Origin of the sequence: Lyngbya aestuarii BL J (assembly GCF_000478195.2) — a bacterium.
In the GTDB taxonomy this organism is placed as follows: Bacteria; Cyanobacteriota; Cyanobacteriia; order Cyanobacteriales; family Microcoleaceae; genus Capilliphycus; species Capilliphycus aestuarii.
The window spans coordinates 85866-97362 of the sequence record NZ_AUZM01000019.1 but is presented as its reverse complement, the minus strand read 5'-3'; the positions used below and the strand labels follow the sequence as shown (position 1 = coordinate 97362).

Genomic DNA, 11497 nt, shown 5'->3' with positions numbered 1-11497 from the left:
TTTAGACTTGAATCTAGGGAATTTAGCTTGTCCTTTAAAAAAGTTTTTATAGGCTCTGTCTAGGTTAATTGCTACACATTGGAGAACCGATGAATAGCAATCTTCCTTGAGCCAAGGATATTCCTTTTTGAGTTGAGGGAGCATCCCTTTATAGGTTGCTAGTTTTAAGCTTTTTCCAGTTTCTTTATAGTGCTGAATGCAGGCATTTAAGGCAAAATTCCAATACCACCGTACACAGCCGAATGACTTGGCTAACGCCAATTCCTGTTCGGGTGTCGGGTAAAGCCTAACCTTAACTGCCTTAAGCAATTGAATCACCCCCTTCGTTTGAGTGCTGTATTTACAAGATACACTGAATATAGCACAAGTTTTTTCAAGTGGAGATTATGAAGAACGATTTTGTTAGCGCTCGGGAGATCTGTCAGTGACCTCAAGGTTCATTTGGTTTTGACAAACTTTGTATCGACACAAGGTTTTCACTCTTGAAATGCTGAATAGGTTACATTCCATCCTTGAAGAATTACTCCACAAGTGGGATTGTAAATTAATTGAGTTTAACGGGGAAGACAATCATGTTCATCTTCTTTTTCAATACCATCGGTGATATTGCTTTAAGTAATTTGGTTAATAATCTCAAATCTGTAACGTCCCGAAAGCTTAGACAAGAATTTTCCGACCACTTAAATTCTTTTTACTGGAAAGATGTTTTATGGAATGGCTCTTACTTTGTTGCTAGTTGTGGTGGAATAACTATTTCAACTCGGCGACAATATATCGAAAATCAGAACAAACCTAATTCCGATAAACCCTGACCGCAATTCATCTCACGCTGCTCTGTCGGGTCAGACGTGAGGCTTCTTGGGGAAGAAGCTAAAAATATTTTTTAAAAGGACGCTTGCTTTCGGAGAATTACTCTCTGTAGAGAACCTCAGAAATGGATTGAGAATTAATTAGTTGCGCTTTAGACTAGAAACGTGTATTATCGATCCAGTCTCTGGATCAACAACCTGAGAGCGGGAAATCGCTATCGAAGAATCAGCGGTCTCTACAGATTGCTTGAACAAGCAGGAAACGGAACTAGCAGTAATAAATCCCAAAGCAACAATAGCAGACACACCAATCCCTAGAGGGTTTAAACGCTTCATGGTTTTCATAACGTTTTTAGAGTTATACTTACTACTCTATTCTATTTTCGATGAGTTTGTCATGAATTCCGGATGAAAAATTTCTCATATTTGTTTAACCTCCACTGACAGGCGGAATCAGAACCACCTCATCACCATTACTCAGAGGCGTTTCTGGAGGAACAAACTGTAAGTTCACACCAAAATGAGTCAGAGGACGCCAGCGTTCAAGTTCGGGATGTTCCTCTATACAATGTTCGAGAACTTGAGATACTGGAGTTTGAGGGGGCAGAGTTAAAACCAGTTTCGGGACTTTGTAGACTTCTTGATACACCGCAAACAGTTGAACAGTCACGGTAATCGCTAAGTTAGACATACCAACACTACTCCACTTTGATAGATAATACTCATCTTAAGTTGTGAGGTCAGAAGTTAGAAGTCGAAAGGCAGAAGTTTTTTTCTCTCTCCTCTGCTTCCCATCAGAAGTTAAGGACTGAGATAAGATGGAATAAAGGTAGAAAACTCTGAATTGTGATAATAATTCTGCATTTCTTCAGGTAAAATTGTCAGGTTTTTTGGGATGCCGCGTTTAATATTGGTCTCAACAATTATAGTCTTTTCCTCCTGCAAATCTTCCAAATAACCTTCAAGAGAACGTTGAGCCTCAATCCCACTGGCAAACGGCCCAAAGTAGTAAATACATTTTGGAGATTCAGTCACAATCTCTATCCAACAGGCTAATCCAATCTTCTCTAAATATGAGGTAAAAATTTCTTCAGCCTCCTCGGTAAACTGATCTTTTTCAGACTCTAGTTGTTCTTCTAAAGATTGATCTTCTAAAGATTGATCAAACACTAGAGCCTTTTTTTCTGGCTGTTTAGTTTCGATCTTTTCATCCAGAAAAGTTCCGAGCAGTTTTTCAGCATAATACTGGATTTTCTGAGCCATTGTCTGAGGGTGTTCAAAAGTAGTCATAGTTTTGGGGTCTCCTTATCTTGTAAGAGTGTGTAATGATGGTTTGCCGAGTTTTCTATCTAATAATCACTCTAATACACCCCTGTCTAAGATGAAGTATATCCCCAAAATAATTATCGTATGACTTGTCAAATTTGTATTATTTGTTAGGAAATTTTACAAACTTATCAGTAACTTTATCCCTTCAAAGTTATCTAAATTAAGCTCTACGACCACTCCCTCTGTTCAAGTTCATCGATAGATAATAGCAAAGATGCTTTGATTTCCTGGCGTACAGCCTCAGTTACATTTGAGACACTATTGAGACAGTCGAGCAACAATCGATGAGCTTGGTAATAACGGTGTAAAGTCTCCTGTTGTTCAGGACTAAAGTTCCAATTGTGCTGAATATTTCTATACTGCACAATCTTTTTTCGCAGTTGCTCTATCCAATTTGTATAATTTACTTGAAATTCGTTTGGAGAGTTTGTTTGATTTGAGGATAAATCAACGAGTTGCTGTTTGAGTTTTTGCAAAACAGACTTAAACTCTGAATCAGCCACAACAATTAAAACATTATCTAAAGCTTCGCGAAAAATCTGAATATCAATCTCATCATTATGAGAACTCTTTTTGATTAAATCACTCAATAACCCATCTAATAAAATTCCCTGATCTAAGGTACAAGCTAGGGTAAAATCAGGGGCAAGGTGAGGAGATTTACTAAACGCAAAGTAAAACGCCCGAGTTGCCTCTAAAGGCGGTGAATTAGCAACCTTAACAGACTTTTTGCTCACCCAAGTTAAATACTCTTGCAGAAACGAATCTTCAGCAAGGATGCTATCAATTTTTTGCTTGATTAACACCATAAAATTATCTGAACTCCGTAACATAGAGGCGGTTAACAAAAAGATTTCTCGATATTGAGGTTCACTGATGTACTGAACCAAATCCTGTAAGTGTTGATCTCGTTGTCGTAAATTATAGTCAGCTACAATTTTTCGGGCGGTAAAATATTCTTGAAATGCTAAGAAGGAGAAAGAAAAAAGACCCGGTGAACGTTCTACTATGATTCCATGCTGGAGTTCAATTGCCTTGAGTATTGCTTCACTATTGAGCAGAAGTTCCTCGGTATTAATCGAATCTTGAGATAAATCAAACAGTTCCTCAGCGATATATTGCAAGATCAAACTTTTTTTAAAGATGAATTTTCCTTCTTGGAACATATCAGCCGCAAAATGACTAAATAACTTTAGCTTTTGAGAGAGTGATAACTTCTGATAAGCTTCATCTCCACTCACATTTTTCTCTTGATCCCACCGGCCGATCAGTAAGTCTAGACACTGTTTATACAGTACACTTTTTTGGAGAGGAAATTTTTGATCATAGCTAAATATCCAGCAAGCCAGATGTAAAAACAAAGGTCTAACAATCAGTTGACGTAAATGTAGGTGTTCGGGTTTATCAATCTGTTTGATAAATTGAGATGTTTGGATTAAGGCATCATCAATATCAGTCTTCGTAAATCCGATAAACCACTTCTGGGCAAAGTGAGCAATTTTTTCTTCGCTAAACGGAGCAATTTCAACATCAGTGAAGCCTCTGAGCTTGACTTCTTGGGCTGCTGTTCGACAACTAACCACAAATAAGTTATTTTGATATTTATCGGAAAAACGACGGATCTCTTTGATCATAGCTAGATCATTTTTTAATACAATTTGGTCAAATCCATCTAGTAAGATTAACATCCGACCTGTCTGTAGCAATGTTAATAATAGTGGTGTGCTGTTGAGATCTGAGGTGTTAAACTCTGTATTAATGTAGTTTAAGAGACTGATCTTTCCGGTTTCTTCACATTCATCAGCAAAATCTATCAAGTTGATAAAAATCGGAACTCGATTATTGAAAATTCGACCTCGATTGCATTGAATTGCCAGATGTTGTAAAAAGGTGGTTTTACCTGATCCGGGTATGCCTAATACTCTTAGTTTAGAGTAGGTTTGCAGGGCTTGGATTCCGGAGATCTTATTCTTGGTGACATCACCCAAACTTAAGCGTTCAAGTTCCTTTGATGTCGGATTTTCGAGGCTAGGATTGAATTCATTGATATCCATCCAGTATTTGTTATTGACGGCTTCTAAGATATCCACATCAATATAAATGTCATCAAGCGCGATCGGATGGTTCATTTCTAACAATGTTAAACTACCACATCGATCTTCAATTTTTTCGTAGCGTTTTGATCGCACCTGCTGAACGATAACATTAATATCAAGGTTTTCTGAGGTTTGTTGAAGATATGAAGATCTATCTAAGATGTCAGCCGGAGGATCTTGCGCTATTTCTCGCCATTCTAGATTCAGTAAATTACAAATCTCTAAAAAAGTATGACGTTCTATCGGGCGGTTTGTAAAAAATCTCCAAATGGGTTGACGAGTTTTTAGATTTACTTCTGCGGCTAATTGTTCTTGAGTCCAGCCTTTGGATAAAAATGCCTTTTTTGCCCTTTTTGCTCCCTCAACGGAGGTTTTCAGGGATCGCTTTGACATAAAATTACTCCTAATATATGCCCAACAAAAGCTAGGAACTATACATTACAAGCTTTTTTGGATGATAAGTATATTTGTCACTTTTAGATTATTAATAGATTCTTGGTATCTTGGGATTGCTAAGTATATGTTATAATGGTTGATTGACACATTTTAATCATCCTGAGATTCTTACGTTGTACTCTGGGGAAAATGATTGAGGTTTTCACTAATTTTATACCCAATCCTGGATGATCTTTGTTTCACTTTGTGGAAGATATACAAATACAGTATAAATTTTAGGTTGGAGGTAAAAATTAATCAACTTAAATTGATGAGTTTACCCAACTGGTTAAGTTCTTAAATATCCTATACATCCTTCTAGAGATAGATTTTAACATTTTTAGAAAAATTTGAATAGCTAATTATCAAGAATTGTTGATTTTTGTTAAAACTGTAAATAAATCAAACAAATCAAACATAAAATCAAACAAATTAGACTTCTTTAAACTTTGAATTTCAATCAACAAAAAATTAAAAATCTTGTGAACAGCTTTTTTAAAAAATGGAGGATTCTATATTTTAAGATATTTGATTCGTTTATTCTCTCTAAATTATACAAGTCATCTTTGATGAAGTTGAGGTGAATATGGATATTAGGCATTATTTGTCAAGTACATTCCGCCAAATAATCTATTTTGTTTGATTTTATTAATCATAAGTTATAACTATCAGTTCACAGCAAACAAGGATTTTTTCTGGGGATCACGGCACAATATTAAAGAAATGAACCGTGCCAGGAGTATTTGACTGTGACATCCACGACAACCACGACCACACTCGGAAAAACGGGAATCATCGTTCCCTCACTGTGTATTGGCACCTGGTCTTGGGGTGATAACTTCTTCTGGGACTATGGTAAAAGCTTCGGTGAAGCAGAAGTTGAAGCTGCATTTAATACCGCTTTAGAATTGGGGATCAATTTTTTTGATACCGCAGAAGTCTATGGACAGGGCTTATCTGAGGCGTTACTCGGAAAGTTCATGCAAAAAACCGACGAGCCAGTGATCATGGCAACCAAGTATGGCCCGTTACCCTGGCGAATTTGGGGAAATGCGGTGGCTGATGCGGTCACAGCAAGCCTGAAACGCTTACAGGTGCCTCAAGTGGCGTTGTACCAAGTTCATTGGCCGTTTACCTTTTTTATGACCCAGGAAACGTTAATGAATGCCCTCGCTGATGAAGTCCAACAAGGCCGAATTTTAGCGGTTGGGGTGAGTAACTATTCAGCCTCGGAAATGGAACTCGCCTATGATGTTTTAGCACGACGGGGGATACCGTTAGCCACAAATCAAGTAAAATATTCCTTGCTCAACCGCAAAATCGAACAAAAAGGAATTTTAGCGAAGGCGCGTCAGTTGGGTGTGACTTTACTCGCTTATAGTCCGTTAGCCCAAGGACTCCTGACCGGGAAATATCCCCCCAGTAACCCGCCTGTCGGTGGGCGGCGGATAGATGCTCGCTTTTCACCAGCCGGACTCCAACAAGTAGAACCAGTCATGTCTGTGGTGCGTCAAATTGCCACCAAATATCAACGTACACCCGCTCAAGTGGCGTTAAATTGGATTAATGCTCAAACCGGAGTGATTGCGATCGCCGGGGCTAAAAACGCCGCTCAAGTTAAAGATGATGCCGGGGCTTTAGGGTGGGAAATGAGCCAAGCCGAACTCGACCAACTTGAACAAGTGAGTCGTCCCTGGCTTTCAAAATAAATATAGCGCGTAGCGCTAGGGAACAGGGAACACCGGATCAGGGAACAGCGCTTGCCTTGCGGCCCGGCGGTTTCCGGGGGGGTGGTGTGAGGGTTTTTTTAAACATGAAAAATAGCTTTTTATTAATAAAAATCCTCCCCACTTCCCCACCTCCCTACTTCCCCACCTCCCTACCTCCCCACCTCCCCACCTCCCTACTTCCCTACTTCCCCACCTCCTTACCTCCCCATTTCCCCTTTTGATCCCGTTTGTTTAACCGGAAAATAGAGGGAATTGACTTGATCAACCTGACAGCAAGTTAATATCGGTTCTTGGGTGATATTATTCAAGCGAACGGCTTCATGTTCTAATAGACTAATCCATTGAGCAGTCACGTCTCGATTGTCAGGTTGAGTGCGACGCAGTTCAGCCAGTTGAGTCAGCATTTCATACCAAAGACCATTTTGGGCATAAAGAACGATTTTGTCACTCAGAGAAGCTTTTTCTAGCTGTTGGGTGAGTTGGGCTGACGGGGTAATACGAGCCACAATTCCGCTGACACTTGGGTTTTGGACATCAACGTTAGTCGAGTTACCGTTCGACTCAGATGCACAAGTAAAGTTAAACATCCAGCGATAAGCTTTGCCTTCTTGGAGGGGAGGAGCGGTATCCGGTAGACGGAAACTAACAATACCAGGCCCTTGTGTAACTGGAAAATCAACCTTATACAACTCTTTCTGACCTGCTTCGTCTTTAAGAATAAACTCTATCGCCGCCGCTTGACTGGGAAGATACAACCAAAACGTCGGATGAGCCGCTATGGTTTCACCCCAGTTGGTTGTCGGGATCAAAGCTGTCATCGGTTTTTTCAACTGAGAACAGTCTCCACCTCGACTCCCGGCATCGGATCGGTTTCCTGGCGCACCCCGGTCAGGAGGCTGAAACTCAAAAGTTTGTACAATCAGTGAGTTAGGATTCTCATCTTCGGCCTCTAACCCCCGAACGTTTTCTTGAGTAGAGGGTTCACTGACATTGGTTTGGCTGGGATGAGACAGTGCTAACTGAGGGTTAGCCCACTCAATTCCGGCTAAAATGAACAGTCCAATGAGTTGAATGGACTGACAGGATCGGTTTAACGACGGCATGACTATTTATACTCCCTGGTTGACTCGTAAAATGCTTTGTTAATATTTCCTCAATCCAGTTGAGTTGGAATTCAAGGAAGTCAGTTGAAAACTTTGAGTTGAGTTGCGTTTACTTTGATCCATTCAGTACGATTTGATGCACAAATAATCGCTCGCTTTCTTAAGGCTTTCTCAACTGCTTTATTTTACTGATTTCTCAACAAAAATGGACAAATAGCAGTGATCACCAAAGTTAAACTAGACGGTACTAATGGAATCCATCCTCCCCATAGGAAAAAGATGTAACAGACACCGGATAACATCAAAACAGCAACTGTAACTGTCGCTCCGCAATGGTCGAATCGACGGCAGTTCCAAGCAATAATACCTCCTACTATAGACCAACTTCCAATCCAAACCCAATCCCCCCATTGATTCCAAACCCAAATCAGTGGGCGTCCGTCCAATACGCTACTGAGAATTTGACTAATCATTTGAGCTTGTAGTAGCACTCCTGGCATTTTTTGATACTCAGTCGCATGAAGACTATAAGGTGTAGAAAAGTAGTCAGTAGAGATCGGCGCACTAATACCAATTAAAACCAAACGATCTTTGATCCAGTCGGGATCAATTTCACCTTCTAGAACTTGAGAAAAGGTGACTCGTTGAGGTTGACTGTTTTGTGTGCGATAGTTGAGTAGAAGTTGAAATCCCTGATGGTTGAAATTTTGATAGCCCCCGGCACGTTCGCCAAGCGGTTTTAAGACCACTTCACCGAGTTGAACCGATTCGTCATCTCTTAATTTGGGTGTAATTCCCTCTTGCATGAGGAAATGTTGGGCGAGTTGAAAACTCAAAGAAAATTCGGTTTGACAAGGAGAATTACTCTCGGGCGTCATAAATAATAAGTGGCGACGCAGAATATCATCAGAATCTACGACAACATCCGTAAATCCGAGCCGATGTTCGGGGACATTCGGAGGAGGACTCACACCCGGTTTATTGGCATCGTTGACATGAGACGCACTACAAACCGCAATCAAGTTAGGATTTTGAGTCAACTGCTTTGTCAACTCCATGTGACCGGGTTCTCGGGGAACATCTCGATAAATATCGATTCCCATGACTCGGGGTTGATAAGATTCGAGTTTGTTGAGCAGTTTGACTAAAGTCTGATCAGGGAGAGGAAAACCCCCGTATTTTTGGATATCCTTTTCCGTCGCTTCTACGACTAATACTCGATTTTCTAGGCTTTCTCCAGGCCGCAGTCGTAATAACTGATCATAGGCAATCAGTTCCCATCCTTGCATTAAACCGAGCGATCGCGCAGCAATCACTAAAACAGTTGCAATCACCCCTAAACCCATAAGATGAGGGGCTGAGGGCTGCTGAGAGCCTCGGAGTTGTTGCCAAGTCGGAGGAATAACAGTCGGATTTTGACAAATGACAGGGAGCCAACAAGCACAGGGATATTCTGGCTCTAAATCCTGTAATTTTTCTCGGGCTTCTCGAACAGATTGATAAAAAGATGTTCCTTTAGAAAAAGCACTCAACCAATGTTTTAAAAACGCTTGTGCGACTTGATCCGGTACGGGTTCGCGCATAATCACCAGTTGAGGAATCTGGACATCGGCCAGTTGTCTAGCCAGTCCTAGACCATCACAGGAGTTAAAAACAGCGAGTTGTAACCCTCGGGCGATCGCCGCTTGCAGAGCAAATTTTAACTCAAAGATCGTAATCGCTTCATATTGATTGATATTAATATATCCCGTCGCGCCGCTAGTATGACTCGAACTATGTCCAGCAAAAAAGAGAATATCCCATCCTTGTTCATCCCAGAGAAGGCGGTTGAGTTCACTGCGTTGCGGTTCAACCAAAAAAACGGTATTAGCGCCAGGTAAGCGTTCTAGCAAGGCGCGATCCTGTTCGATATTAATTCCGTGAGAGTTACCCAAAATGGCTAAAATTCTCACCGCCCCTCCCGGAGATCGGTGCATCGGTTCGATCCGTTCAGCTTCTAAGGTACTGCTCAAACCGACTTCTGATGTGGGGTAGTCTTCAAAAAAATTCCACAGATGCCAAGGAAGTCGCCGCAGTAAGGGATCGTCTGTTTCAATAATGACGCGAATTTCTTCGTGAGGCGAGAGTTGGGTGCGTAACTTCCGTTCTATACGGCCAAACGATCCCGAATCTAACCAACGATTGAGAGAGCGTTTTAACTGTCTTGATAAGTCTGAAAACTCAACTTGAGAAACTTGAGCGATTTCTTGCTCGTCAAATTCAATCAGTGTATCTACAACTCCCCGTCGCCAACTTAAACGCTGATTTAAAGCTTCGTAGAGCGTGCGCCAACGTTGATAGAGTTCAGCTAATTCTAAAGCAGGAGGCAAACTCCCCGTTAATCGAATGGGGGGATGATTTCCCGAAGTCCACAAATTAGCCACAATCATGTCACAGCCTTGTTGAGTGTTGCCGTTTCCAAAATTTAAGACAACAGAAAGACTTTCTGATTTGACAGATTTTGGGCGAGTGATTGAGGACGTTAGACTAGGCATGAGACAGTGATAACAATTTCCAAATTCTGTATTGATGCTCCGCTTAAAATTTTTCTTCTGATGGCTGATTCGCGATCGAAGTGAAGAAAATTTAAACTTGGAAATATTCAGTTATGGTTGTATCTTCTTTTGTAATTTCGACACTAAAGCGAAATCCTGATATACACTTAAATCGAGGGATTTGAATATAGTTATCTTGAGTGCGGGCAATCACAGAGCGCAACACTTCACCCGATTCTGAGCGTAATGTTAAACAGGTTTCAACGGGAAGACAGGAACGATTCGGTTGAGGATGAAGCTGTACACGCACTCCGACGCGGCCATCGCTTTCGGTACTCAATCCGACGAACAAGACGACGTTATTTGAGGCATCTTCGTTTCCTAAAGTAATTTGTTTAATGCGTTGAACTTCTCGTTCTGGAGCATTTGCCGTCCGACGGAAGCTATTTGCCAGAGATTGGGAGGTTGGGAATAGGGCTTCTATCGACTGCCAACCGCTATCAAAGAGATTGTCTAACCAACGGCCTAAGTTATGGGTGACTTGTCTTTGATTGTATTCGATCAAAGCGCCCCAGAGTTCAAAAGGAACAGCCAGTCGAGGCATCAAAACATCGGGATGGTTCAAGCGTTGAACTAAGTTTTCGGCTTGAGTCGGGGTTAATGTCGATAGGGGGGCAACTGCACTGCGAGTTTGTTCAGTCGGGCAGAGTTGACGGGCCACCCAGAGAACGTTGAGATCGCCGATCAGTTCGGAGCCATCTAAACTGTAAGTGCGATCTCTCCAGTTGTAGTCACCCTCAGTTTTCAGGTGAGCATGGGTAGTGTATCCCCAAACCTTCACCGACTGTTCATCGGGATTGACTTGGACGGCGAGGTAATAATCTCCAATCAAACTGGGAACATCAACCCATTCTTGAGGAACTCGAAATTCTTCAGTGTCAATGGTTTCGCTGGGAATTAAAATCAGTCGAGTTTGATCAGCAAGGGTAATCACAGCACCCTCAACCCGTTCTCCAATATTGGGGAGTAGAGTTGAAGATTGAACTGTGCAATCATAGTCTTCCTGTAACCAAGGAACCACTGTCTCGAGACAGAGTTGATTGAGATATGCACTCCAGCGACGACTCGGAGTTGAGTAGGGCATACTTTGCTGCCAGGCTTGATGTTGTAGGGTTGGGGAGATTTCCAACCTCAGTTGAGTTGTTTCAGCTAGTAAGAACGTCATTGGAACATCTCCTATGAGAGAAATGAATAGGTCGGTCTGATAGAATAAGCGCGATGTTTACGCTGTAACCATTCTCGGTATTGTTCTATACGTTTGGTTTGAGAATAATATGCACTTTTTGTTCAGGAAATATTTTTAGAGAGTTTACGCACGTTGTGAGAGTCAACCACTGTTTTCTTCATGCTATTGGCGAAAAATCCGGTTTTCGAGGGAAATTTCCTTAAAAAAGACGAGAA

The 11497-nt window shown here is 41.3% G+C and carries 8 protein-coding genes and 1 pseudogene; 2 read left to right on the top strand and 7 right to left on the bottom strand.

Annotation, left to right across the window (positions count from 1 at the left end; all coding sequences use genetic code 11):
* A partial coding sequence (locus M595_RS10520; protein WP_023066179.1) for an RNA-guided endonuclease InsQ/TnpB family protein occupies positions 1-318 on the bottom strand: 318 nt, incomplete at its 3' end.
* Between the two features lie 68 nt (positions 319-386).
* On the opposite strand from M595_RS10520, the pseudogene tnpA reads away from it, so the two are divergent.
* A pseudogene (tnpA, locus tag M595_RS29200) lies at positions 387-812 on the top strand (IS200/IS605 family transposase).
* A gap of 427 nt (positions 813-1239) precedes the next feature.
* Here the strand turns inward: tnpA and M595_RS10515 are convergent.
* The 3 genes from M595_RS10515 to M595_RS10505 form a co-directional block, all read right to left on the bottom strand.
* A complete protein-coding gene (locus tag M595_RS10515; protein WP_023066153.1) occupies positions 1240-1500 on the bottom strand; it encodes a MoaD/ThiS family protein in 261 nt (86 codons plus the stop codon).
* Positions 1501-1610: 110 nt separating this feature from the next.
* The gene (locus M595_RS30120) at positions 1611-2099 is read right to left on the bottom strand and encodes a DUF1816 domain-containing protein (protein WP_023066128.1); all 489 of its coding nucleotides are present in this window, start codon (positions 2097-2099) and stop codon (positions 1611-1613) included.
* Between the two features lie 206 nt (positions 2100-2305).
* Positions 2306-4627 (bottom strand): NACHT domain-containing protein, encoded by a 2322-nt coding sequence (locus M595_RS10505; RefSeq protein ID WP_023066188.1) that lies wholly within the window; start codon positions 4625-4627, stop codon positions 2306-2308.
* Positions 4628-5418: 791 nt separating this feature from the next.
* Between M595_RS10505 and M595_RS10500 the strand changes: the two genes are divergently transcribed.
* A complete protein-coding gene (locus M595_RS10500) occupies positions 5419-6378 on the top strand; it encodes an aldo/keto reductase (RefSeq protein ID WP_023066106.1) in 960 nt (319 codons plus the stop codon).
* Between the two features lie 218 nt (positions 6379-6596).
* On the opposite strand, the gene M595_RS10495 is transcribed toward M595_RS10500, so the two are convergent.
* The 3 genes from M595_RS10495 to M595_RS10485 form a co-directional block, all read right to left on the bottom strand.
* The gene (locus M595_RS10495; protein ID WP_023066174.1) at positions 6597-7502 is read right to left on the bottom strand and encodes a DUF928 domain-containing protein; all 906 of its coding nucleotides are present in this window, start codon (positions 7500-7502) and stop codon (positions 6597-6599) included.
* Positions 7503-7687: 185 nt separating this feature from the next.
* Positions 7688-10036, bottom strand: coding sequence for a CHASE2 domain-containing protein (locus M595_RS10490; RefSeq protein WP_052001743.1), 2349 nt, complete (start codon positions 10034-10036; stop codon positions 7688-7690).
* Between the two features lie 91 nt (positions 10037-10127).
* Positions 10128-11261 (bottom strand): DUF1822 family protein, encoded by a 1134-nt coding sequence (locus M595_RS10485; RefSeq protein WP_023066183.1) that lies wholly within the window; start codon positions 11259-11261, stop codon positions 10128-10130.
* Positions 11262-11497: the final 236 nt, after the last annotated feature.

Excerpts from the sequence above, each read along its gene's own strand:
- M595_RS10515 (WP_023066153.1), bottom strand. The coding sequence starts at position 1,500 with ATGTCTAACTTAGCGATTACCGTGACTGTTCAACTGTTTGCGGTGTAT.
- M595_RS30120 (WP_023066128.1), bottom strand. The coding sequence starts at position 2,099 with ATGACTACTTTTGAACACCCTCAGACAATGGCTCAGAAAATCCAGTAT.
- M595_RS10505 (WP_023066188.1), bottom strand. The coding sequence starts at position 4,627 with ATGTCAAAGCGATCCCTGAAAACCTCCGTTGAGGGAGCAAAAAGGGCA.
- M595_RS10495 (WP_023066174.1), bottom strand. The coding sequence starts at position 7,502 with ATGCCGTCGTTAAACCGATCCTGTCAGTCCATTCAACTCATTGGACTG.
- M595_RS10490 (WP_052001743.1), bottom strand. The coding sequence starts at position 10,036 with ATGCCTAGTCTAACGTCCTCAATCACTCGCCCAAAATCTGTCAAATCA.
- M595_RS10485 (WP_023066183.1), bottom strand. The coding sequence starts at position 11,261 with ATGACGTTCTTACTAGCTGAAACAACTCAACTGAGGTTGGAAATCTCC.